At 40.0% G+C, this 23,964-nt stretch carries 22 protein-coding genes; 21 read left to right on the top strand and 1 reads right to left on the bottom strand.

Annotated elements, in window-relative coordinates; all coding sequences use genetic code 11:
• Nucleotide 1: 1 nt before the first annotated feature.
• Entirely contained in the window at nt 2-1,453 is a 1,452-nt protein-coding gene (gene rlmD, locus ACWJAO_RS05775; protein ID WP_449139570.1) for a 23S rRNA (uracil(1939)-C(5))-methyltransferase RlmD, read from the bottom strand.
• 841 nt (nt 1,454-2,294) lie between these two features.
• Here rlmD and ppdK point away from each other — a divergent pair.
• The 21 genes from ppdK (at nt 2,295) to ACWJAO_RS05670 (ending at nt 23,823) form a co-directional block, all read left to right on the top strand.
• Nucleotides 2,295-5,015 carry a pyruvate, phosphate dikinase gene (gene ppdK, locus ACWJAO_RS05770; RefSeq protein WP_449139569.1) on the top strand — a complete coding sequence of 907 codons (2,721 nt, stop codon included), beginning with the start codon at nt 2,295-2,297 and terminating at the stop codon, nt 5,013-5,015.
• Nucleotides 5,016-5,183: 168 nt separating this feature from the next.
• Complete coding sequence (locus ACWJAO_RS05765) at nt 5,184-6,668, top strand: phage integrase SAM-like domain-containing protein (protein ID WP_449139568.1); 1,485 nt, start codon at nt 5,184-5,186, stop codon at nt 6,666-6,668.
• A gap of 729 nt (nt 6,669-7,397) precedes the next feature.
• Nucleotides 7,398-8,042: a hypothetical protein gene (locus ACWJAO_RS05760; RefSeq protein ID WP_270533272.1), complete on the top strand. Its 645-nt coding sequence runs from the start codon at nt 7,398-7,400 to the stop codon at nt 8,040-8,042.
• Nucleotides 8,043-8,824: 782 nt separating this feature from the next.
• Nucleotides 8,825-9,073 carry a hypothetical protein gene (locus ACWJAO_RS05755; protein WP_449139567.1) on the top strand — a complete coding sequence of 83 codons (249 nt, stop codon included), beginning with the start codon at nt 8,825-8,827 and terminating at the stop codon, nt 9,071-9,073.
• 20 nt (nt 9,074-9,093) lie between these two features.
• Nucleotides 9,094-9,306 carry a hypothetical protein gene (locus ACWJAO_RS05750; RefSeq protein ID WP_449139566.1) on the top strand — a complete coding sequence of 71 codons (213 nt, stop codon included), beginning with the start codon at nt 9,094-9,096 and terminating at the stop codon, nt 9,304-9,306.
• A gap of 67 nt (nt 9,307-9,373) precedes the next feature.
• Nucleotides 9,374-9,541, top strand: coding sequence for a DpnD/PcfM family protein (locus tag ACWJAO_RS05745; RefSeq protein ID WP_270533265.1), 168 nt, complete (start codon nt 9,374-9,376; stop codon nt 9,539-9,541).
• Nucleotides 9,542-9,639: 98 nt separating this feature from the next.
• The gene (locus ACWJAO_RS05740; RefSeq protein WP_153091044.1) at nt 9,640-9,975 is read left to right on the top strand and encodes a hypothetical protein; all 336 of its coding nucleotides are present in this window, start codon (nt 9,640-9,642) and stop codon (nt 9,973-9,975) included.
• 49 nt (nt 9,976-10,024) lie between these two features.
• The gene (locus ACWJAO_RS05735) at nt 10,025-10,591 is read left to right on the top strand and encodes a hypothetical protein (RefSeq protein ID WP_449139565.1); all 567 of its coding nucleotides are present in this window, start codon (nt 10,025-10,027) and stop codon (nt 10,589-10,591) included.
• A 1,413-nt stretch (nt 10,592-12,004) separates the two neighbouring features.
• Entirely contained in the window at nt 12,005-12,337 is a 333-nt protein-coding gene (locus ACWJAO_RS05730) for a single-stranded DNA-binding protein (protein ID WP_153091041.1), read from the top strand.
• Nucleotides 12,338-12,940: 603 nt separating this feature from the next.
• Nucleotides 12,941-13,174 (top strand): hypothetical protein, encoded by a 234-nt coding sequence (locus tag ACWJAO_RS05725; RefSeq protein ID WP_153112804.1) that lies wholly within the window; start codon nt 12,941-12,943, stop codon nt 13,172-13,174.
• A 324-nt stretch (nt 13,175-13,498) separates the two neighbouring features.
• Nucleotides 13,499-13,687, top strand: a complete 189-nt coding sequence (locus tag ACWJAO_RS05720) for a hypothetical protein (RefSeq protein ID WP_153089450.1) — start codon at nt 13,499-13,501, stop codon at nt 13,685-13,687.
• Between the two features lie 55 nt (nt 13,688-13,742).
• Nucleotides 13,743-14,411, top strand: a complete 669-nt coding sequence (locus ACWJAO_RS05715) for a hypothetical protein (RefSeq protein ID WP_287835285.1) — start codon at nt 13,743-13,745, stop codon at nt 14,409-14,411.
• Between the two features lie 1,207 nt (nt 14,412-15,618).
• Entirely contained in the window at nt 15,619-16,191 is a 573-nt protein-coding gene (locus ACWJAO_RS05710) for a ribonucleotide-diphosphate reductase subunit alpha (protein WP_153113940.1), read from the top strand.
• A gap of 8 nt (nt 16,192-16,199) precedes the next feature.
• Complete coding sequence (locus tag ACWJAO_RS05705) at nt 16,200-16,682, top strand: SLOG family protein (RefSeq protein ID WP_449139564.1); 483 nt, start codon at nt 16,200-16,202, stop codon at nt 16,680-16,682.
• Between the two features lie 281 nt (nt 16,683-16,963).
• Entirely contained in the window at nt 16,964-17,953 is a 990-nt protein-coding gene (locus tag ACWJAO_RS05700; RefSeq protein WP_449139563.1) for a hypothetical protein, read from the top strand.
• Between the two features lie 8 nt (nt 17,954-17,961).
• Nucleotides 17,962-18,438: a hypothetical protein gene (locus ACWJAO_RS05695; RefSeq protein ID WP_294823341.1), complete on the top strand. Its 477-nt coding sequence runs from the start codon at nt 17,962-17,964 to the stop codon at nt 18,436-18,438.
• Nucleotides 18,439-18,450: 12 nt separating this feature from the next.
• Nucleotides 18,451-19,176 (top strand): hypothetical protein, encoded by a 726-nt coding sequence (locus ACWJAO_RS05690; RefSeq protein WP_449139562.1) that lies wholly within the window; start codon nt 18,451-18,453, stop codon nt 19,174-19,176.
• Nucleotides 19,177-19,240: 64 nt separating this feature from the next.
• Nucleotides 19,241-19,726, top strand: a complete 486-nt coding sequence (locus ACWJAO_RS05685) for a hypothetical protein (protein ID WP_449139561.1) — start codon at nt 19,241-19,243, stop codon at nt 19,724-19,726.
• 230 nt (nt 19,727-19,956) lie between these two features.
• Nucleotides 19,957-21,600: a MobV family relaxase gene (gene mobV / locus ACWJAO_RS05680; protein WP_449139560.1), complete on the top strand. Its 1,644-nt coding sequence runs from the start codon at nt 19,957-19,959 to the stop codon at nt 21,598-21,600.
• 275 nt (nt 21,601-21,875) lie between these two features.
• Complete coding sequence (locus ACWJAO_RS05675) at nt 21,876-23,153, top strand: AAA family ATPase (RefSeq protein WP_449139559.1); 1,278 nt, start codon at nt 21,876-21,878, stop codon at nt 23,151-23,153.
• The gene (locus ACWJAO_RS05670) at nt 23,140-23,823 is read left to right on the top strand and encodes a hypothetical protein (RefSeq protein ID WP_449139558.1); all 684 of its coding nucleotides are present in this window, start codon (nt 23,140-23,142) and stop codon (nt 23,821-23,823) included. Before ACWJAO_RS05675 ends, ACWJAO_RS05670 begins: the two co-directional genes overlap by 14 nt.
• Nucleotides 23,824-23,964: the final 141 nt, after the last annotated feature.

The raw sequence follows: 23,964 nt of genomic DNA, 5'->3' as shown, positions 1-23,964 counted from the left end.
TTTATCTCTTTTCGAGCAGTACCACGTTCTCTACGTGAGGGGTGTGAGGGAACATATCCACCGGCTGTACGGCTGCTACCTTATACTGGGCATCCATCAGTTGCAGGTCGCGTGCCTGTGTAGCCGGGTTGCAGCTTACGTATACGATGCGCTTTGGGGCTGCATTCAGAATCACGTTTATTACGTCTGGGTGCATTCCGGCACGTGGAGGGTCGGTGATGATGACGTCAGGACGACCGTGCTGCGCGATGAAATCGTTGGTCAGGATATCCTTCATATCGCCTGCATAGAAGAGGGTATTCTCGATGTTGTTCACCTGAGAATTCACCTTTGCATCCTCTATGGCCTCTGGCACGTACTCGATACCGATTACTTTCTTTGCCTTGTGAGCTACGAAGTTGGCGATGGTTCCGGTTCCGGTATAGAGGTCGTAAACCAGCTCGTCGCCGGTAAGGTTAGCAAACTCGCGAGCCACGCAGTAGAGGTGGTAAGCCTGCTCGGTATTGGTCTGGTAGAAGCTCTTCGGACCTACCTTGAATTTCAGGTCTTCCATTAGTTCGAAGATGTGGTCGTTGCCCTTGAAGAGGCTGAGTTCCAGGTCGTTGATGGTGTCGTTGCCCTTCTGGTTATCCACGTACATGAGTGATGTAATCTGAGGGAACTTGTCAGCCACCTGCTGCATCAGCTCCAATGCTCTCTGCTCATCGCCCTCCTCATCGTAATGGAACTGGAAGACGAGCATCCACTCGCCGGTGTTCGAATTACGGATCATCATGTTGCGGAGCAAACCGTGCTGCTCACGGAGATCGTAGAAGGTATAGTCGTGAGAATCAGCATATTCGAAGACGAAGTTGCGGATTTCGTTGCAGAGGTCATCCATCAGCCAGCACTTCTTGATAGGATAAATCTTGTCGAAGGCTCCGGTGATATGGAAACCGATGGCGTTCTGGGCGTGGCGCTCCTTGAGTGAAGATACGGTGTCATCCTCTTTCTGTGGAAGCTGAGCCAGTTCCTCGGCGGTGAACCATCGCTTGTTGCTGCATCCGAACTCAATCTTGTTGCGGTACTCCTGAGTCTTCACGCTGCCCATGATAGGGCGGAATTCAGGGAGTTCAATCTTTCCGATGCGGGTAAGCTGGTCTTCCACCTGCTTCTGCTTAGCCTTGATCTGCTCTTCGTAAGGCAGGTTCTGCCATTTGCATCCGCCGCAGATACCGAAGTGCTCGCACATAGGCTCCTGTCGCACCTCGCTCTTCTTGATGAAGCGAACCACCTTGGCTTCGCAGTACTTATGTTTCTTCTTTACTACCTGCAAGTCGACAACATCGCCTGGCACACAGAATGGTACGAAGACGACCTGATCGTCTACTCGTGTGATGCACTTACCCTCGGCTGCTACAGCCTCGATGGTGATGTTCTCTAACAGAGGTAATGGTTTACGTTTTCTTGCCATAATAATGTTTTGTATTTTTTATGGGTGCAAAGATACTGCAATTTTATGAGAAATGCAAGAGTTGTCCCGAATTATTTGCTTTTAAAAGTAAAAAGGCGTTTAAAGGTAAAAAAGTAAAAAGATTGCCGGACGATAACAAAAGTAACAAAAGTAACAGGTAACTTCTGTGCTTGTAATGGTGAAAATGTGAATGTGAATGTGAATTTGAAATGTAAGTGAAGAAAACGGACTGTCATGTGTATCCTTTTGTTATGGCTGTTTATTGATGATTTTTGATAATATATATTTTAATTGTGCGTACGCGCGTACCTTATTATATAAGAATTAAATGATATTAATATCATTACATGCATTCATTTACATTTCAAATTCACATTCACATTCACATTTTTACATCAGAGGTCACCTGTTACTTTTGTTACTTTTGTTATCGCCTGATATCTTTTTTACCTTTAAATCCTTTTTTACCTTTTTACCCTTTTACCTTTAAAACTGCGTCGCGACGCAGCCGTTGCTACGTCGCGACGCAATCTTTCGTACGTCGGGACGTAGCCATCGCTACGTCGGGACGCAGTTTCGGGGGCATCGGCAGGGGTGTAAAAGGCATCGTAATACAGTCCGAAATCCCGGGAAGTGCACTTTCAAATTCGTCACATTTCTTCCTATAGGATTCTGGATTGTTAAATTTCTGCCCGTGTGTGCGTCAACAGTATAAAATGTAATCTCGAGATAGCAAAAAAGCGTGTAAAAGTTTGGTAGTATCAAATAAAAATCGTATCTTTGCATTACAATTAATAATTAACAACGTATAACGGAATAAAATATTATACCTATAACAATTATGAACGAAAAAAGAGTTTATACATTCGGAAACGGAAAAGCAGAAGGCAATGCCCAAATGCGAGAAGTACTTGGTGGTAAAGGCGCAAACCTTGCCGAAATGAACCTGATTGGTGTACCTGTTCCTCCAGGTTTCACCATTACAACAGACACTTGTAATGAATATTATGAAGTGGGTGAGGACAAAATCAAAGAACTTCTTCAGGACGAAGTGATGGCTGCTGTGGCTCATACTGAGGCGTTGATGAACAGCAAGTTCGGTTCTGTAGAGAATCCACTCCTCGTATCAGTACGCTCAGGTGCTCGTGCATCTATGCCTGGTATGATGGATACCATCCTCAACCTCGGTTTGAATGACGAAGTAGCTGAGGGATTGGTCAAGAAGACCGGTAACCCTCATTTCGTATACGATTCATATCGCCGTTTCGTACAGATGTACGGTGACGTCGTTATGGGATTGAAGCCTGTAAACAAGGAAGATATCGACCCATTTGAGGCTATCATCGAAAAGGTGAAGGAAGAGCAGGGCGTTACACTTGACAAGGACCTCTCTGTAGAGTCGCTCAAGAAGCTCGTTGAACTCTTCAAGGCTGCCATCAAGGAGCAGACTGGTCAGGATTTCCCTACCAACCCAATCGATCAGCTCTGGGGTGCTATCTGCGCTGTGTTCCGTTCTTGGATGAATGAGCGCGCTATCCTCTACCGCAAGATGGAAGGTATTCCTGATGAGTGGGGTACTGCCGTATCTGTCATGGCGATGGTATTCGGTAATATGGGCGATACATCTGCTACAGGTGTTTGCTTCTCACGTGACGCTGGTAATGGTGAGAATCTCTTCAATGGTGAGTATCTTATCAACGCACAGGGTGAGGACGTGGTAGCCGGTATCCGTACTCCACAGCAGATTACAAAGATCGGTTCCCAGCGTTGGGCTGAGCGTGCAGGTATCTCTGAAGAGGAACGTGCTGCCAAGTATCCTTCTATGGAAGAGGCTATGCCTGAGCTTTATAAGGAACTCGATGCGCTGCAGGATAAGCTGGAACATCACTATCACGATATGCAGGATATGGAGTTCACCGTACAGGAAGGCAAGCTCTGGTTCCTCCAGACCCGTAACGGCAAGCGTACAGGTACAGCTATGGTGAAGATTGCCATGGATCTCCTCCACGAGGGCATGATTGACGAGAAGACTGCTATCCTTCGTTGTGAACCACAGAAGCTCGATGAACTTTTGCATCCTGTGTTCGATAAGTTGGCGCTCTCTAAGGCTAAGGTCATCACTCAGGGTCTCCCTGCATCTCCAGGTGCTGCCTGCGGTCAGATTGTATTCCATGCTGACGATGCTCAGGAATGGCATGAGGACGGCAAGAAGGTGATCATGGTTCGTATCGAAACATCTCCTGAAGACCTCGCTGGTATGTCAGCTGCCGAGGGTATCCTTACCGCTCGTGGTGGTATGACTTCTCACGCTGCCGTTGTTGCCCGTGGTATGGGTAAGTGCTGTGTATCAGGTGCCGGCTCTATCAATGTAGACTACAAGACTAAGACTGTTGAGATTGAGGGCGTAGTTTACAAGGAGGGTGATTACATCTCTCTGAACGGTTCTACTGGTCAGGTTTACGCAGGACAGATTGAGACAAAGGCTGCAGAGCTTTCAGGCGACTTCAAGGAGCTGATGGATCTCTGCGACAAATATACAAAGATGGAAATCCGTACCAATGCGGATACTCCACACGATGCTGAGGTAGCCCGTGCATTCGGTGCCAAGGGTATCGGTTTGACTCGTACAGAGCACATGTTCTTCGATGATCAGAAGATTGTTGCGATGCGTGAGATGATTCTGGCAGACTCAGTTGAGGGTCGCGAGAAGGCACTTGCCAAGCTCCTCCCATATCAGAAGGCTGACTTCTACGGAATCCTGAAGGCTATGGATGGTTGCCACGTGAACATCCGCTTGCTCGACCCACCTCTCCACGAGTTCGTACCTCACGATTTGGCTGGTCAGGAGACCATGGCTAAGGAGATGGGCGTAAGCGTAGAGGAAATCAAGAGACGTGTGAATTCTCTGGCAGAGAACAACCCTATGCTCGGTCATCGCGGTTGCCGTCTCGGTATTACATTCCCAGAGATTACAGCTATGCAGACCCGTGCCATCCTCGGTGCAGCCTGCGAGTTGAAGAAGGAAGGTTACAACCCATGTCCTGAAATCATGGTTCCGCTCATCGGTACCGTTCAGGAGCTCAAGCAGCAGAAGGGTATCATCCTCGCTACTTCTAAGGAGGTATTCGCTGAGTACGGCGTAGAGGTTGAGTTCGAGATTGGTACTATGATTGAGATTCCTCGTGCTGCCCTTACAGCAGGTCAGATTGCTGAGGAGGCTCAGTACTTCTCATTCGGTACTAACGACTTGACACAGATGACCTTCGGTTATTCTCGTGATGACATCGCTTCCTTCCTCCCTGCATACATGGAGAAGAAGATCTTGAAGGTTGACCCATTCCAGGTTCTCGACCAGGAGGGTGTTGGTCAGCTCATCAAGATGGCAGTAGAGAATGGTCGTGCTACCCGTCCTAACCTCCGCACAGGTATCTGCGGTGAGCATGGTGGTGAGCCATCATCTGTTAAGTTCTGCGCTAAGGTTGGCATGAATTACGCTTCATGCTCTCCATTCCGCGTGCCAATCGCCAGACTTGCTGCGGCGCAGGCTGCTGTAGAGGAATAACAACAGATAGTTGTAAATCAATAGGTTAAGAGGAAAGTCCTTATTTTAAGGGCTTTCCTCTTAATTCGTTTATATCAATAGTAGCACTAAAATGATACAAATGATACTCTTTGTTTAGAAATGTTTTTGAGAAATTTATATTGATGTTTAGAACGTGTTTAGAAGAATATGGCAACATTTAAAGTAGTAGTACAGAAACAGAGAAATGACGGATTCTATGCCGTATATATAAGAATTACGCACAACCGTGGCGTAAAGTATTTGAGAACAGATAAGATAGTTGACGCAAAGGGCATCAACAAGAAGAACAAAGAGGTTAAAGACCCTTTTGTTCTTCAAGCCTGTTCTAATAAAATTGCTCATTTTGCAGAAATGCTGAATAAGGTGGAGATAAGGAAATGGGATGTCCATGATGTAGTGGCGTATCTGGAGAAGGGTACTGATGATGTATGCTTCTCTGACTATGCAAGAAAATATCACGATGATATGTATAACAGTGGTCACGAGCGAAATGCTCGTAACTATGAACTGGCATACCAGCATCTTGAAAGATACACCGGAACCAACAAACTGATGTTCTCACAGCTCACTTCTCATCTTATAAATGGATGGATCAAGTCACTGGAAAAGACAGCCAGAGCTAAAGAAATGTACCCGGTTTGCATAAGACAGATATTCAAACAAGCATTGATTGACTTCAATGACTATGACAGTGGTGTTATTCGTATAACAACCAATCCCTGGATAAAGATTAAAATACCGAAAGCAGATGTTCCGGAGAAGAAGGCTATCACAATGGAGAAAGCCAGGGAATTTTTCTCTGCCCCACTCCCGGAGAGTGACAGGAAAAAACCTTTGGCTGAGATGGGACGAGATGTAGCCATGATGGTCATGTGCCTTGCCGGTATGAATACGGTAGATATCTACCTGCTCAAAAAGGAAGACTATAAGGATGGCATCATAGCTTATGAGCGTGCAAAAACAAAGAATGCTAGAAATGATAATGCTTACATCGAAATGAGAGTTCCTGGTATATTGCTTCCTATATTTGACAAGTATATGGATAAAACGTCTTCTCCATATCTTTTTGATTTTCATCAGCGCATGTCAACAAGTGACAGTTTCAACGCTAATGTTAATGTAGGAATACGTCAGATTTGCGAGAAATCGCTAGGATTGGCTCATGGCAAGACTTATTGTGTCTATACATTTCGCCATACTTGGGCAACTGTTGCTCAAAATGAGTGTGGTGCTACCTTATCTGATGTTGGTTTTGCGATGAACCACTCTGATAAAAATAGGGTTACACGTACTTATGTAAAGATAGACTTTTCTCCTGCCTGGGCATTAAACGAGAAGGTGATAAATAAGATATTCTTTACAGAAGATAAAACTACACGACATAATCATGATGAGAAGGATCCAAAGCAGTTTACCAGATTCTCATATAAGCAACTCATTAAGGGTACTTTGTATTTTAGAGGCAAGGTTCTTGCTCAGGTTGAAGATGTTGGATATAATAATGTAAATGAAATTATTAAAGAATTGATGTCTCGGATTCCAGAAACAATACCGTCAAAGACGTTGGTTCAGATTCGTATTGAAAATAAGGATAAAAACGAGACACAGGATTATACAAGAGAGGTTAAATAAAATAGGGATGGATTTTTTCTAAAAAAGTCATCCATCTGCCGAGTGGATGACTTTTTTAGTTTTTCCTAGCAGCTCCTTCATCGGTCGCAGCCTTCCGGTTGAACCATTCAGCTTCACCGGTGCAATAGGTATCTCCGATGGTTGTTGTTTTGGCGCAAATAGTGGCTATTATGCTAGGTCGTTTTGTTTTTATGCCATATAGCGGCTATTTGGTTATATCTATTTATATATATTGTTATTGTGTTATATAGCTATATACTTATATTTCTATATAGGTATTGTGCTATTTGTCTATTGCTTTATTGCATGCTTACAGTATGGGGGTATTACTTTCTTTATATCTATATTTTATTTTTGTTCCTTACTTCGACCTCTATTTTTTATGATAGTGGTTGCCGTCTCTCTATCATCTGGCTTTTTACGGTGCAAAGGTATGGTGGTTCTGTCAGATACCAAACACCAGGCGATGCCTTATTCGGCTAAAACTTTTCCGGAATGCCTTCCACAAATGTTGCACATTTGGGTTTTCCAAAAAACTTTCTACCGAATTGTTTGGTGTTCTGACTCTTGGGAACCACCATTTCTTAATGCACGTAAAAAGGCTATATGATGACGAGATGACGGAATGATAAAAAAAATATCGGATTGAAAGGAACAAAAAACCGTAAAAGGCAACGAATCCTCAAATCCAGAATAAATTTTATGTTGAACCATTTAAAATTTTAGAGTATGAATGTAAATAATGCTATTAATGTATTTAAGAACATCGTTGGTGTCGAGGTTGCGACTATCCAAGACGTAGTAAAGGCACAAAGTGCAGGTCTTTATATTACTGGTAAAGATGGATGGGGGTATGATTACGACATCGAGGATGAAGAGGATGGTGAAAAAAGAACTCCAACCGAGCAAGAAATCTTCGACCGCATCACCAAGGCACTTGCAACCGGAGAAAAGGTTTACGCATGCATGACGCTTGCCAATGATTTGTGCGTGACAAAGGACACTAACACAATAATACAGAGTAACTTTTTTGTTAATCAGAAAGTATACACTATGCATGAAAATAAGATTATGAAGGGCGAAATCATCTATCTTTCTCTTTCACGTGGCAAATCAAAAGGAGAAGCACACAATGCTCTTCTAGGTGATATGGCTGAAAAGTTGTACTACTTTATTGGTTTCTACTTCACAAGAGGAAATACCCCTAAGATGAGTGACTCGGAAAAAGAGGATATTATTGACAAGATTCGCTCTTTGGCTATGGATGATTACGTAGTATTGAAGACAGAAAAGGGTGAATATCTTCCTAGACTTGTCAAAGAGATTTTTGAAAGTAAGGAGACTCTTGTAGAGAACTTAATGGAGAAAAACTAAATGGTGGAGAGAGACGGCATTGATAATGTAATCTTTTTGGTAAAAATATAAATGATAGGAATCTAGAGATTTTCTAGGTTCCTATTTTTTTTTGAGTTTCGGGCTGCTCCCTCATCGGTCGCAGCCATCCGGTTGAACCATTCAGCTTCACCGGTGCAAGAGGTATCTCCGATGGTTGTTGTTTTGGCGCAAATAGTGGCTATTATGGTAGGTCGCTTTGTTTTTATACCATATAGAGGCTATATGATTGGTTTCCTTCTGCTTGGTTATATCTATTTATATATATTGTTATTGTGTTATATTACTATTGGCTTATATATCTATATAGGTATTGCGTTATTTATCTATTGCTTTATTGCATGCTTGCAGCATGGGGGATTACTTTCTTTATATCTATATTTTATTTTTGTTCCTTACTACGACCTCTATTTTTTATGATTGTGGTTGCCGTCTCTCTATCATTTGGCTTTTTACGATGCAAAGGTATGGCGGTTCTGTCAGATACCAAACACCAGGCGATGCCTTATTCGGCTAAAACTTTTTCGGAACGCCTTCCACAAATGTTGCACATTTGGGTTTTCCGAAAAACTTTCTACCGAATTGTTTGGTGTTCTGACTCTTGGAACCACCATTTCTGAATGCACGTAAAAAGGCTATATGATGACGAGATGACGGAATGATAAAAAAAATATCGGATCGAAAGGAACAAAAAACCGTAAAAGGCAATGAATCCTCAAATCCAGAATAAATTTTTATGTTGAACCATTTAAAATAGTTAGAGTATGAATGCAAATCTTCATTATGACTGCAATGGTGAATCATGGACTATCCTAGATTTTCACAGCAGTATTACTTTCTCTACTGAGAGAGGTCTGAAACAGGCGATTAACCGAAAGATTAATCGTGATTTGGAGAGCGGAAATCTGAGACGGCACTTTGGAACCGGCTCTAGAGTGAATGTAAACGTGTATTGCAAAGAGCTTGGATTTACAGAAAAGCCACTTGCAACTACCCATGTGAATGTATATTGATTTAATGAAAGGATTTAGATATGAGCAAATTCATTGAAGTGACAGCAGGAACAAAAGTATTGGTTAATACCGACGAGATTGCTTGCATTGAGCCAACCGAAGATTATAAGGACGGCAAGGAGGTTTGTGTGATTACCCTCATACACACAACAAAGCGTAACGTTGAGGGGCGCAAATTTATAACGAAAGAAAGTTATGAGGAAGTCAAGCAAATGATTATCGGGACTAAGTAGTATCATGTTTAATGTTCTTATCCGGTAGTTGAAAGGTTACCGGATAAGATTAACTAAAGGAAATAATATGAAAAAATATCAAGTTGAAATCGTTGAAAAAATAGTTTTTCAAGTAAGCGTTGAAGCCGCAAACGAGGCAGAGGCAGAGAATATGGCAAGAGACCAATACGACAAAGGTATCTTAGAAGGTAATGGAGAAAAGGAATGTGTAACATTTGATGTTATTGATGATTAATTAATACGTCTATGAAAAAGTTAACAAAAAACCGTAAAAGGCAATGAATCCTCAAATCCAGAATAATTTATGTTGAACCCTTTAAAAAAAGTTAGATTATGTTTGAAATTGCAGTTAAGGTACCTGTTTGGAATATTGAGGCGGTTTGTGGCTACAAGCCAATTACCACTTTTTGGAATGATTTCTCGGTGGCAGATGCTTTTGGCACTTCAGCCGTAGCAGACACGTTCAAGCGTGCCTTTGCAGAATGGAAAGGTAACTATAAATACCTTACCGAATTAGTGATGGTGCTAAATCATAAGATTTGGCAATGGTTTGAGAAAAATGCTGCTTTGGCTGCCATGTACAATGATTTTTGGGAAATAGCAGACCAATATGCTCTTAACAATCTTAAGGGCGAGGAGTTGGATTACTTCTACACAGTAACAGATTAAAAGGAAACGGAGAGGCTAACCACCTCTCCATAAAACACAAACTTTTATTATGAAACTCGTAATTTTAGACTATGAAAATTCTCAGGTAAGAATTATTAATAATTGCCCAACTAATTGGAATAGTGAAAATATAGAAGACTTGGAAGACTATATGTTTGACGGAGAACACCTCAATCTTAACCCCGACATGTGCTACTATATGCATGGCAATGGAATTGAGGTTGTTAACGAAACATATACTCCTAAGAGCAAGAATATGCCTTCGAAGGTGGACTTTTCTTCAAGAAAAGAAAAACTCCACGAAGAAATGTTGCAGTGTATTAAAAAATTAATGCTTTCTGCAAGTCAGACAATTCTTGACTTGACTCAAAATGAGAATGGGGAAGATATTAGCTATTTTGCATATATTATCCGTTCTCTAGATGTATGCGAGGATGTTGAAGAAGTTGAGGTAATGCAAATCAAGTTGGAAAATGATACTTTGTGGTATATGGCTAAAGGTAAGGAAATCGTTGATGAAGATTGGCAAAATTTGTCTGATGATGTCATTTCAGGCAATCTTGATATGCTTTACGGTGCGGTTTATGCCAAAATCGAGGAAGAAATGAAGAAATAATTTATATATAAAAGGAGATTGTAAAACTGGTCTCCTTTTTCGGACTGCTCCTTCATCGGTCGCAGCCATCCGGTTGAACCATTCAGCTTCACCGGTGCAAGAGGTATCTCCGATGGTTTTGTTTGGCGCAAATAAAGGATATTATGCTAGTTCACTTTGTTTTTATACCATATAATGGCTATGTGGTAGGTTTTTCTTTATATCTATACCTTCGCCGTTTAAACCCTTTCCCTGCTTTCTCTTCCAGGAACAACGTTGGTGACCCTTCCAGGGAAGACAGGGAAACTGCACTAATGCAATGCATGCATCACCTTAGAGCAGCTTCGGGAGAGAGGTCGACCCTTCATGTGGGGCTTGCCGCCACCACACCCCTTTTTGAAGAAGAGACATATAGGAAGGTCTGCAGAATGGGAAGGGATGCTCCCTTTTCAGCGAAGATGAACCATGCTCATCTCCACCAGGGAGCCATCCTTGGCCATCCTTCTTGACACGTGCCTATGGCACTCTTCCTACAACTCTCTTCTTCTCTAGCCCCAATGCAAGTATGCTGGCGCATGTTGCATTGCCCAGCTGCCAAACCGAGGGTGGCTACTGGGCAGGGGAGAGAGGTCTTCTTTCCACGGCACAGGTGCAGTGTGGAAAGAACGGAGGGTTTGATGTTTTTCTGCTTGGTTATATCTATTTATATATATTGCTATTGCGTTATATTGCTATATACTTATATATCTATATAGGTATTGTATTGTTTATCTATTGTATTTTTGGGCATATTAGGTATTCTATCTTTAAGGGAACTGTCATATCTTTAGGCTCCTTATTATGGCTAGAATAACAGTTGTTGCGGTATTTCTATCTTTCATTGAGCATTCTTACTATCTGTTCTTGATATCCTGGCAGTGTGCTTCCGGTTATGCTATTTCTTACCTTTATCCTTAATGAATGTTTCAGCCAAATCCGATCTCTACATACAGTCTTTTTTCAAGAGTTGGTGGCAGCGTATTGTTTAATCGTTTCAATGTTGACGATTACTTCTTTTTTATAGTTTCCATTCTTTTCTAAGGTCTTTTTGCATAGGAATTGGCTGGTGCTGCTCTTTCGTTCTTATCTTTTATCCACGTCTTTAGTATCAAAACCTTTAGTGAAAGTATAGTTCTTTGCTTCAAAGCATTTTTTGATATTTTGTCACCACCATTTTACTTTGCAAAGTTAGCACAGACGGTGTTGGCAAGGGCACACATCCTGCTTACCTCAATATTTTTTTCAGACTTTTTGGGTGCAGTTGCTCCTTAATCAAAAACTCCCAAAGCCCAAGGGGTGAAAATAATATTGGGTATCTCTTGCCGTGCTCACCTGCTTTCTGTTTGCTTGTCTTTAGCACGTAAAATTAGTAGTAACAATTTAAAAAATACAATTATGAATGCAATGAACAATTTCACTATCTCAGGTTTCGTCGTTAAGGACGCAGAAGTTAAGAACTTTGAAAAGAGCAGCATCGCTCGCTTCGGATTGTCTTTCAAGACTTCAGAAAAGAATGGTAACACAGAAGTGGTTAAGTCTGCCATCGTCAATATTGAAACATGGATCAAGAATGATGATGCTGCCACACAGGAACTCCTGAAGAAAGGCTCTCTCATCAAGATTGAAGGATTTTTTAAGGCTGATCCATACACCAAGGATGGTAAGAGCGTTAACCAGTACAGACTTGTAGCTACCAAGATTGAACAGGTTCAGAAGAAGGCTCAGTAAGAAGACATTTCTTATATTCATATTCTATACTATATAAGGAGCTGGCTATTAATTAGTCAGTTCCTTTTTCTATACCTAGTATTTGGGTATTACTGTATATATCTATATGTTTCTATTTATATATAGCTATATGCTTATATATCTATATAGGTATTGTGTTGTTTTTCTATTGCTTTATTGCATGCTTGCAGCATGGGAGTATAACTTTCTTTATATCTATTTTCTATTTTTGTTCCTTACTTCGACCTCTATTTTTTTATTATTGTGGTTGCCGTCTCTCTGTCATTTGGCTTTTTACGGTGCAAAGGTATGGTGGTTCTGTCAGATACCAAACACCAGGCGATGCCTTATTCGGCTAAAACTTTTCCGGAACGCCTTCCACAAATGTTGCACATTTGGGTTTTCCAAAAAACTTTCTACCGAATTGTTTGGTGTTCTGACTCCTAGGAACCACCATTTCTTAATGCACGTAAAAAGGCTATATGATGACGAGATGACGGAATGATAAAAAAAATATCGGATCGAAAGGAACAAAAAACCGTAAAAGGCAATGAATCCTCAAATCCAGAATAATTTATGTTGAACCATTTAAAATTTTAGAGTATGAATGTATTTCTCTTTTATCGTACAGATAATTGGAACTCCCATGATAGCAAGGATTTGGTATACATCGGGACAAACAAAGAGGCTAGTATCAAAAAACTAATGAAGTTGGAGAGCGAGCCTATCACAAAGGAACAGGCTGAGGACATCCGAAGAATGAACCAAAGCCAGTGCAACAACGTTGGGTATGAATGGGAAGTTGAGGTTTGGACTCCTAACCATTTGAAAGAGTAACTTTAATCTTTAAGCAGATAGGAGATTGATATTTATGGCAAAGGAAGTACATGTAATTTTAAAAGGAGACTGCTATTCTATGAATACTTATTGCAGTACCCTTAAAGAGTTTTTGGAAATGCGCAATCTTAAGAGAAGCGATGTTTCTGATTGGTGGAAAGAGTAATGGTATGATTACAATATCGGAAGAACGAATTTGCGGAGGGTGCAAGCATCATGTTTATCACTTCTCTCCAATATCACAAGATTACGATTACTATACTTGCAGACTGCATAAATGCCCTAGCAAGTGTAATCAAGGTATTAACAATTAGAATTACGATTATGAAGAAGAAAAATAAATATTGCTATGGTTGGGCAATTTGGACTAACTGGGGTAGCGGTTGGGAAAAAGAAAGTGTTTACGACAAGAGTTGTGAATCATACTCCCAAGTGAAGAAAGATGCAAAGGAATACAGAATTGCCGGAGCACAAACGAGAATTACAAACACTAGATGGCTGAACGCCAGCTAATGTATAAAGTTATTAATCAGGTGGGGAATATCCCCACCATCTTACTATTTGAATTATGAAACAGTATATTAGTTTTAGCTACAACGAGGAGTATTTACCTACTCCTCGATGTAAGAAGTTAAGAATACGTGAGGTTCAAAGTTCTACATCAGTAAATATCAGGGAATGTAGCAAGGAAGACGCACCTCTTGTTATGGTGGTAAAAAGCTATAATTGTGAAGATTGCGAAGTCAGAGTGTTTAGAGGAAAACTTTATCGCAATGTTCAATGGCGTGACATGAAAAGAATTGATGTTGACCCTTTGGAACAAAACAAAACTGTTAACACAATGAATTGGCAACAAGCAATTTGGGGGCATGATTATTACAATGCTTGCCGTTGGACTGGTGAGATAGGTGATGCTACTTCTAAAGCCAATATTAAAAAAAGAGCAAGTAAATATCTTATAATTGGTGATATGGTTTTTATGAGAACAACAGAGCCTATCTATAATATAACTTGTTTCGGTTGCAATGATAGTGCAGGAATGTTTGTTGATTATGCGGATAAGGATTCTACGTATTACTATAATTATTCAGCCTTGCAGCGTGAAGAATGCCACGAGGAATTGAAAAAAATACTTTCTTATTGCCGTAATAAATATGATAATTCAAATTCATATAACATAAAGGTTTTGGATCCTAACTACGTTAAATTTAAGAGACATAAACGTAAATGTAAATGATTATCAGAGGTGGCAAGTCTGTTGCTGCCTCTTTTCATTTTTTCGGGCTGCTCCCTCATCGGTCGCAGCCATCCGGTTGAACCATTCAGCTTCACCGGTGCAAGAGGTATCTCCGATGGTTTTGTTTTGGCGCAAATAGTGGCTATTTTGCTAGATTGCTTTGTCTTTTATACCACATAGCTGCTGTATGGTAGGTTTTTATATCTATACCTTCGCCGTTTAAGCCCTTTCCCTGCTTTCTCTTCTAGGAACAACGTTGGTGGTCCTTCCAGAGAAGACAGGGAAACTGCACTAATGCGATGCATGCATCACCTTAGAGCTGCTTCGGGAGAGTGGTCGAACATTCATGTGGGGCTTGTCGCCACCACACCCCTTTTCGAAGAAGAGACATATAGGAAGGTCTGCAGAATGGGCAGGGATGCTCCCTTTTCAGCGAAGATGAACCATGCTCATCTCCACCAGGAAGCCATCCTTGGCCATCCTGCTTGACACGTGCTTATGACACTCTTCCTACAAGTCTCTTCTTCTCTAGCCCCAATGCAATATACTGGCGTATGTCGCATTGCCCAAATGCCAAAACGAGGGTGGCTACTGGGCTTCGGGAGAGAGGTCTTCTTTCCACGGCACACATGCAGTGTGGAAAAAACGGAGAATTTGATGGGGGTTATCTTGCTTGATTATATCTATTTATATATATTGTTATTGTGTTATATAGCTATATACTTATATATCTATATTGTTATTGCGTTGTTTATCTATTGTGTTGTTTGTTTATTGCTTTATTGCATGCTTGAAGCATGGGAGTATTGCTTTCTTTATATCTATATTCTATTTTTGTTCCTTACTTCGACCTCTATTTTTTTATGATAGTGGTTGCCGTCTCTCTATCATTTGGCTTTTTACCGTGCAAAGGTATGGCGGTTCTGTCAGATACCAAACACCAGGCGATGCTTTATTTGGCTAAAACTTTTCCGGAACGCCTTCCACAAATGTTGCACATTTGGGTTTTCCGAAAAACTTTCTACCGAATTGTTTGGTGTTCTGACTCTTGGAACCACCATTTCTTAATGCACGTAAAAAGGCTATATGATGACGAGATGACGGAATGATAAAAAAAATATCGGATCGAAAGGAACAAAAAACCGTAAAAGGCAATGAATCCTCAAATCCAGAATAATTTATGTTGAACCATTTAAAATTTTAGAGTATGAAACAGATAGACGAAATATTACAGAGACAGCTTGATAAGAACATGGAGTTCTTTATGAAGTACTTTCCTGCTCGTATCAAGAATGTTGGTGAGGATGCAGTTGCAGCTCGCAAACTTGTATGGGCATTCAAGGATGCTAGAGACAATGCGTTTGAGAAGGTGGCTGAACTTGCAGCAGAACATCTTGTAAAGACGTATGGAGACAGATTAAAGAAAATGGCATTTGTTTGTGTTCCAACAAGCAAGAGAGAAGATTATTCTACACGTTTTCGAGCATTCTGTAAGCGTGTCAGCGAGTTGTCCGGTATAGAGAATGGTTTTTCTCATGTTGTAGTTATGCAGAGCAGAAAGGCAGTACATGAACATTGCAGAGGAAAGAAGAAAGAGGAAATTAGACCTCAGATAATAGATTTCGATATACCATTCTTCAAAGATAAAGAGGTTTGCGTATTTGATGATGTGGTAACTACCGGCAAAAGTTACGCTCGATTTGCCAATCTTCTAGAGGAGAACGGAGCAAATGTAGTAGGAGGAATGTTTTTAGGTAAGACTTTTTATAAATACAAATAACGTAAGGTATGAACTATAATATGAATGAAACAATGGCTTTTACGGGGCATCGGTCGATAGCCCCATCAAAAGCCGGTCTGATAAGACAGAATGTGAGAAAGCAGATAAAAGACTTATATATCAAAGGAATAAGATTTTATCTTTGCGGAATGGCTCTAGGTTTTGATATGTTGGCAGCCGAAGAAGTATTAGCCTTAAAGAAAACACTTCCAAGCCTTAAACTCATAGCGGTGGTACCTTTCACGAATCAGAGTAACCGGTGGAACCATCGAGACCAAGAACGTTACAGAAAGATTTTGGAATCGGCAGATGAAACGATAGTTTTGAGTGACGTTTATTTCTCCGGATGCTATTTGGCTCGCAATGATTACATGATTTCGCACTCTGCAGGTGTGGTTGCTTATTTCGATGGCACGCCTAAGGGTGGTACTTTTTATACTATCAGAAAGGCTAGAGGAAAAGGAAAAAACATATTGAATCTGTTTACCTAAAAAGAAAAAGGAGTATATCTGTATGAGGTATGCTCCTTTTTTATATCAACTGCAGCACCCAAAATCTGTTGCGAAGATTTAGGGTGCTGCAGTTTTTATATCTATATGTTTTTTATTAACTGCTTAATAACTAGTAATATATTCGTTTTGTCTAGGTTTTGCAAACGTTAATTTCAAAGGTATATCAAATCGAGGCTCTTTATTATGCCTAGATTTTATACTTTTGCAGCGTTTTAATATTAATCGAAAATTATATGAAGATAAAAAATCACGTTTTGTGTATGATGGCTATAGCATCTCTACTGGTCAGCTGCAATAGCCATCCGAAGTTTGAAACATCGGTAGATGCAGTAGAAGGCTGCAAGAAGGAGCTTGCAACCTTGAAGGGAGAAAAGGAAATGTCGATAGAACAACTTACAAAAGCCACCTCGTCTTGGCTGGAAACACAAGACTCGGCTTATAGCGTTTTCTCACGTGACACTTCCATTAATTTACGAAGTCCGGTGGCTTTGGCATTTTTTGTGGTCTCGGACTCTATCCGTGGAGAGTTGAAGCGATTGGCTTTTTCGCAACCTCGAAGTTTAAACGATGTGATGTATCTCAAACTCAATACCGCCACATCCAGCGAGAAAATCGAAAAAGCAGATGCTTACAAAGAGGCTATCTCCTTTTTCGAGCGTTTGGATAAACAGGAAGCTTTTCCAACCCTCAAAGAAACCCTTCGTGCCTATTATTATCTTTTAAGCAAAGCCAAGCCATTCCGAACGGAAGAGCAACTGATTGAGTTCATATCTAAGGAAGATAAATGCTTCCGTTCTCTGATGACGCATTTGAACGAGGTTTCCAATGAGCATCTTCAGCAGCTCACTGATGCCACCTCAAAGGTATATGATGGTTTATATGATTCTGTCGGCAACAAAGCTGATGATGTGAACGACCGTACGATGCTTTACCTTACCATGCGCTACAACCGTAGAATTATCCAGAATGCAGCAGCATGCAAAGAAGATATTGAAAGCGGTAAGAAACTCGATAGAACACAGAGAGCCAATTACCGGTGGATGCTCATTCAGCCATTCATGGCTATAGATGATTATTCCACATCTGCTCTCACGAAAGAGCAGAGAAAAGAACTTCTCGAAATATCCAAATATATTCCTTCTCTTCTGTCTAAACTAGATTTGCAGAAGCAATCCAAAGAAGAGGAAGATAAATTTACTGAAGTCCTCTCTCAATATTTCTTGAAATCATATTTATCAACAACTTTATAGCACATATTATGAATATTTTAGTAGATTACAACCAGCTTGAAAATGAAGTTTTGAAAGATTCTATCTCAGATTTCCTCTCAGAAATGAGAGAAAATCTACCAGAGGTGTTCAACTCCTTAGAGATGAAAACAGTGTTGCACGGCAATTATGCTGAGGTTTATTTCCAACTCTGTTCACAAGCCATGATAGAGGAACTGACAGATGACCTGGCAAGGAAGCTCGGATGCCATGTTCTATATGCCGTGAAGGAAGGTGAAGGCAAGGATTACAAGGTAGTCGCTTATTCTATGCCTGTAGAGAACAGGATGTATATCATCTATATCTCTTCCTGGCAGTATGGTGTGGTGGATTCCATGACCGTTCATTTCTATGACAGCATGGAAAACATGTACAGGCAGATTACCAAGGAGTATACTTCTGCCCCAAAGCAGTGCTTTATCCTGGAGAAAGAGAAGTTCTCTGAGGTACTAAGAAATTTCTATTAAAAGTCGGGTGTTATGTTTATATTATCATTAAAAGTAATTTTGGCGTTTGTATTAACTGCCATTCCGTTTGCTTATCATACTTGGGTTCAACCCAACCAGGACAGATCACCTCTTCTGAGAAATCTGTCAACAGCAATGATGGCATGTTTGCCAAAGATTCGTGGAGTGGTGAAGAAAGCAAGATCATTTCTTTCGTGGTACTACGACAAGATGAAAACCAGTATGAGCGCAAGAAAACTTTTTACACTGGCTTTGGTGATGGTTCTTCTGGCTGTTCAGTATGTTGATTACGAAACTACCCTCTATGCAATTAGAACAAATCACTTGATTGGAGAATGCTCTTCATTTTTGGAAATGAATAAAGCTGAGGGAATCAGTTGTCTTTGGAATGTATGGGAGAAAAATCTGTTTTTTCTCCCATCGCAAACATCCTACAATATAATAACAATAAATCTGTTATGTACCTTTCTGCTTTTCAACTATCGTATAGCTGAGAATGTTCTTACTTGTTTGAATCAGAAGAAAGTTATATTTTCATTGTCGGCAGCAGTTTCTGTTGTTCTCATCCTGATAGATGGAAGGCTCTTGATTGGTTCTGAATGCATATACATTCTTTTGGGCGCAGGAGCCATTTTTCCAAAGTTCGTAGGACATGGACAGGATGGCTCAAAAGAATCTCTCAGACACATTGTAAGGGAGCTTCGAGAATGGAAAGAGATTTCCCGAAAGGCTGCTTAGCTTTTGCTACAGCCTTGTCATTGAATTAGTTTAAATAATAGATTGTAAATATAGAATCATTCATATGATACTTGAAAATAAAAAAACAAGAGACATTGGTGATGCAAAAATCGTTCAAAAGTCCATGAATGGAACAACGAAATCAGCCGAAAGGAAATACTCAATATATGTTCCTTTTGAGCTAATGGACTTTTTAGGTGATGATCTTATGATAGTGAGTCCAAAGCGTTTTTCGAAAATCAAGGCTTTCCGGTATTTGCTGTCCCGGCATATTGATGGCCTTGAAAATGGAGAACTGAAACGCAACTACATTTCTCAACTTAGCAAAGACTGGAAATGGACTCGTCAGACAGTAGTCTCATTTTTAAGATCTCTCCAAGAGATGAATGTAATCGATATCAAACTCATTCTTCGGGCTAAAATGGTTTCCATTAATCCTACCATTATAGTCTCTAATCTTAGCAAAGAAGAACTTGACAAGATGGCTCAGTTATCGCTTACTCAGCTTTCCTCAGCCTCGTCACATATCTCTTCTAGAGAAACAAAGTAAATCAGCAAGTAGAAATAGTAACAATCGCAAAGTAAGGTTCTTTTACAAATGCGCTTGCGCATGAGAGGGAAGTTTTTCACGTCTTTAGTAGCCTAATACTAAGTTCCGTCTGGAACTTATAAATCCCCCAAAAACGATAAGTAAATCGTTTTGACATTCGTGCGGCAAGCCGTGGGGTATTAGGCTCAGGGAAAACTTCCCTAAGAACCCTTCTTTAAAAAATCAGCAACATGAGTGGACCAAAAAATGTTATAGATATGAGACCAGGAAAAGGTTTCACTACATCACAGAGTAATGAGCATCTAAGACGGATGGCTGACAAAGAATCTGCAAAGAAAGCTCAATGGAATTATGACCCTTCGAGAGAACGTCTCAACTTTGAAATAGGGAAGGGTGGAGTAGTAAAAGAGGTTGATAAGATGAAAACAATTCCACAAAGAATTAAGGAGAATCTGGAAGCACGTGGAATTAAAGATCCCAATATTCCTTTAATAAATCAAGGGAAGGATCCGTATTACCGCACCGTTGCAAACTTCATTTTGGGTGGCAACCGAGAAGTAATGAGAAATCTTGCTTTTGGAAATCAGAAGGTGGATTGGGAGCATGGAGCTGACAATTCAGACTTGAAGAGAATGCCGGAAATTGAGGCATGGGCAAAAGATGCTTATGCCTTCATGTGTAAAAAATATGGAGAGCAAAATATTGCTGCTTTTGTCGTTCATCTGGACGAAACGAATCCACATTGCCATTGTACAGTCCTGCCGATAACAAAGAAAAATAAGTTTTCCTTTTTCGGTGTTTTTTTGAAAGGGAATAATACAAAGGATGCACTTTCAGAATATATGGATAGCCTTCATACCGAATATGCGGAGGAGGTTGGATTGAAGTATGGTATGGAAAGAGGGGATAGCATCAAGGAGACAGGAGCCGTTCATCGTACCACAGAAGAGTATCGCAGGAAACTCTGGAAGGATGCTCAGGAGAAGGAAGAAGAGGTTCGAGAAAACACCAGAACCATCGAACAGCAGAATTCAACGATTACCAATCAGCGTGGTATTATTGCATCACTCAGCAGGGAAATCAAGCATTCAGCAGCTCGTCTGAAGGCATTGGCTACTATGATCAAGAATCTTGAAACTCATAAGGCTGACCTGGAATATGAGGTTGAAAAACTCAATAAAGACCTTACTACAGGAAAGATTTCTAAGGAAGAAGCAGACCGCAAACTTTCACAAATCAATGCCGAAATCAAGAAGACAGAAGAGAAAATACTTGACAAGACTGATAAGCTGAAAATAGCAGAAAGCAAACTCCATGGTGCAGAACTACGGAAGGCAGAATTGGAAGCGAAAGCCCATGAAGCCGAAGAAAAGAGAAGTTCAGAAGAGCAGAAGACAGCTTTGGCTGTTGAAAAAACGGCAAGGGCAGAAGATAGATATCAGGAGATTAGAGCCAAATACAAGGAAGTCGCTCCGGCTGTAAATGTTCAAGTAATTCATGAAATGGAAACCCTAGGATACCATTCTGCGGCTTTTGACATGAAGAACAGACTATCCAAATATAACGCTCTAAAAGACTCACTTTCGTATGAACAGAGAGAGTTTTTGGATAAGATGATGGACGATATTTTTGATGGTTCTGTTATTGTTAGTATGGCAGAAAATGCTGCTTCGATTTGTTCAATCGCAGCTTCATTGTACTTGGGATATCTTGATAATGCTACAAGAATAGCACAAAGTTATGGCGGTGGAGGTGGACCAGGAACAGGATGGGGAAAGCGTGATGATGAGGATGATTTTGCCTTTAGAAGAAGGTGCTTCGGGATGGCAATGAAAATGATGAGACCTGGACATCAGCAACGTCGAAAACGTTAGTTAATGCTACTATTATAGGTGGAGCCAAGAAGTCCCAAAATACTTCTTGAAAAGATAGGGAAATATGCACTTTCTATAATAGAAAAACATGGAATAAATGTATGATAGTTGCTCATTTTGAATGTAATTGTGCATAAAAGTTGCATTTTAATTGGTAAAAAATGTCGGTTTATATATTATTAATAATATAAATTCTTAAATTTGCCACGTTTTTTGTAATTTTACACCCAAAAAAGTTAAATCAAAGCAATATTTTGCTTATAAAATGAGAAAATATGAAATGTATTAAAGTTAGAATAGACCAATTGGGAAGAATCCGGGATTCTGAAATCCTGGTATCTCCTCTTATGGTGTTTTCTGGAGAATCTGGATTGGGTAAAAGTTACTTGGCTTTATTGTGCCATTACTTTTTCGAATTGTTGATTAATACCAGCAGACTTAATCATTTCTTTGTAGATAACAATATTGATTTTAATATTCTATCTAAGGATTTTAAAGATGTTGGTACTGCTCTGGAAATAAAAAAACAGGATTTGGAAACATGGATGGCAAAGGATGCTATTCTTTATCTCCGCTATATGTTGGGATATGATGGAATTTCTGGTCAGATAGAGATAACACTTCCTGAAAGTGTTCCTGATACAATGGCTTTTACCTATAAAAATGAGCTAACAGGTTTAGTTGATAAAGAGGAGATTTATACAATATTGTCTCTGGGAAATCTGAGATTCAGAATCCAGGAAAAAACACAATTTGATGAGTCTCCATTTGCTTTCCTGTTGCGTTTTGTATTGATTGATTACATCTTTGGCAATTACCAAAAGTTGGATAGTACATTCGTTTTGCCACCATCACGTGGTCCTATCTTGACAGAACAAATCATACCTACTACAGGTATGTATTCCGAGTTCCTTAGCGATATGGCTGGACTCAATCGTATAAAACCAAGACCTGATACTGCATCAGAAATAGTCTTGAAGTTGTTTAGAACGATTTTGGAAGGAGAAGTAGACAAAGAAGAAACAACTTACATTTATACTACAAATGACGCTTCAATGCCTGTGTCTGCAGCAGCAGCTTCTATTCGTGAAATAGCTCCACTGCAAATTTTGGCAAAGAAACAGGATGTTAGCAGATGTGCAATCTTAGTGGAAGAACCTGAAGCTCATCTTCATCCACTCAAGCAACGTATGATGGCTGATATTATCGGTGCTCTTAGTCATAATGGGGCTATAATGCAAATAACTACTCATAGTGATTATTTCCTAAGGAGATTGAACGAGTTGATAATGTTTGCAAAAGCAAAAAAGACTACGGATGATCCAGATAAGCTTAGAACTCTTTCAGAGAAAGTGAATATTGTTGAGGATATGTCAATAGATGAGTCTATTATAGGCGCTTATTTGTTGCGAAAGCAAGCTGATAACACGTCAATTGCTGTAAAGCAAGACATAAGTAATGGTATTCCATTTGCTGCATTTAGAGATGCGATTTTGGACAACATGAATTATCAAGATATTTTAGGAGATTATTTACAAGATGTCACTGAGTAAAACATTTACAACAATATTCGATAAAGCCATAAGTAATGGGCATGCTCATGAATATAATAACAAATGGGTCGTTGAAGAACATGGACAAAGTGCTACAATGACCCATTTGGAAGTGACTGCCGATGGTAAGTTTTTGGGATTTGACCAGAGCTTGGTTAAAGGGGTAAAAGACACTACTTCCAAGATGTCTTCTAAATTGGACGATAAAGATTGTGATGGTATCGCTTTTCTAAATGACAATTCTAAGAAGGAACACCTTGTGTTTGCAGAATTAAAATCGGGCTTTGATGTTCAAAAAATCACAGGTGCTTTCCATCAGATTACAATGTCGTTTATCAAAATGCATGCTTGGCTATCACTATGCAAGGATTACAACTTAAGTGAAATAAAAGTTCACTTTATTACAGCCTGTAAGTGTTGCAAGGATAAAAATCAAGAAGATAGTGTCAGACTTCGTATTTCTCAAGCCCAACAACTTGGCAAAGACACGTTTGAAACTAAGTTCTTGAAACCATTACTGGATAACCATAATATCAAAGTTAAGTTATCAAGTTTTGGTGATATTCAGAAACTTCCATTCCATGATTGTATATCAGAAAAGGAAGTCAATATGTATCTACAGTTGACAAAGAATTTTCCTGATTCACAAACATCTCTTGCAATTTCTTAAAATAGTTATAACGTAAAACAGACCGACATGAACTCTTGTTCACATCGGTCTGTTTTTGTCACAGCCATCTACTTCTTTTATGCGTTTTTATCACAAGTGGTGTATAAGTAAATCCTTCTTGGGTCATTTTCAAGCCCTCGC

This window comes from Segatella sp., assembly GCF_977051555.1.
The sequence above is the reverse complement of the archived record's forward strand: the minus strand, read 5'-3'. Positions and strand labels throughout refer to the sequence as shown.

Coding starts and splice junctions, on each gene's coding strand:
- ACWJAO_RS05695 (WP_294823341.1), top strand. CDS start 17,962: ATGAATATTTTAGTAGATTACAACCAGCTTGAAAATGAAGTTTTGAAA.
- ppdK (WP_449139569.1), top strand. CDS start 2,295: ATGAACGAAAAAAGAGTTTATACATTCGGAAACGGAAAAGCAGAAGGC.
- ACWJAO_RS05750 (WP_449139566.1), top strand. CDS start 9,094: ATGAGCAAATTCATTGAAGTGACAGCAGGAACAAAAGTATTGGTTAAT.
- ACWJAO_RS05685 (WP_449139561.1), top strand. CDS start 19,241: ATGATACTTGAAAATAAAAAAACAAGAGACATTGGTGATGCAAAAATC.
- ACWJAO_RS05755 (WP_449139567.1), top strand. CDS start 8,825: ATGAATGCAAATCTTCATTATGACTGCAATGGTGAATCATGGACTATC.
- ACWJAO_RS05675 (WP_449139559.1), top strand. CDS start 21,876: ATGAAATGTATTAAAGTTAGAATAGACCAATTGGGAAGAATCCGGGAT.
- ACWJAO_RS05705 (WP_449139564.1), top strand. CDS start 16,200: ATGAACTATAATATGAATGAAACAATGGCTTTTACGGGGCATCGGTCG.
- ACWJAO_RS05735 (WP_449139565.1), top strand. CDS start 10,025: ATGAAACTCGTAATTTTAGACTATGAAAATTCTCAGGTAAGAATTATT.
- ACWJAO_RS05715 (WP_287835285.1), top strand. CDS start 13,743: ATGAAACAGTATATTAGTTTTAGCTACAACGAGGAGTATTTACCTACT.
- ACWJAO_RS05765 (WP_449139568.1), top strand. CDS start 5,184: ATGGCAACATTTAAAGTAGTAGTACAGAAACAGAGAAATGACGGATTC.
- ACWJAO_RS05730 (WP_153091041.1), top strand. CDS start 12,005: ATGAATGCAATGAACAATTTCACTATCTCAGGTTTCGTCGTTAAGGAC.
- mobV (WP_449139560.1), top strand. CDS start 19,957: ATGAGTGGACCAAAAAATGTTATAGATATGAGACCAGGAAAAGGTTTC.
- ACWJAO_RS05760 (WP_270533272.1), top strand. CDS start 7,398: ATGAATGTAAATAATGCTATTAATGTATTTAAGAACATCGTTGGTGTC.
- ACWJAO_RS05690 (WP_449139562.1), top strand. CDS start 18,451: ATGTTTATATTATCATTAAAAGTAATTTTGGCGTTTGTATTAACTGCC.
- ACWJAO_RS05720 (WP_153089450.1), top strand. CDS start 13,499: ATGAAGAAGAAAAATAAATATTGCTATGGTTGGGCAATTTGGACTAAC.
- rlmD (WP_449139570.1), bottom strand. CDS start 1,453: ATGGCAAGAAAACGTAAACCATTACCTCTGTTAGAGAACATCACCATC.
- ACWJAO_RS05745 (WP_270533265.1), top strand. CDS start 9,374: ATGAAAAAATATCAAGTTGAAATCGTTGAAAAAATAGTTTTTCAAGTA.
- ACWJAO_RS05740 (WP_153091044.1), top strand. CDS start 9,640: ATGTTTGAAATTGCAGTTAAGGTACCTGTTTGGAATATTGAGGCGGTT.
- ACWJAO_RS05710 (WP_153113940.1), top strand. CDS start 15,619: ATGAAACAGATAGACGAAATATTACAGAGACAGCTTGATAAGAACATG.
- ACWJAO_RS05670 (WP_449139558.1), top strand. CDS start 23,140: ATGTCACTGAGTAAAACATTTACAACAATATTCGATAAAGCCATAAGT.
- ACWJAO_RS05725 (WP_153112804.1), top strand. CDS start 12,941: ATGAATGTATTTCTCTTTTATCGTACAGATAATTGGAACTCCCATGAT.
- ACWJAO_RS05700 (WP_449139563.1), top strand. CDS start 16,964: ATGATGGCTATAGCATCTCTACTGGTCAGCTGCAATAGCCATCCGAAG.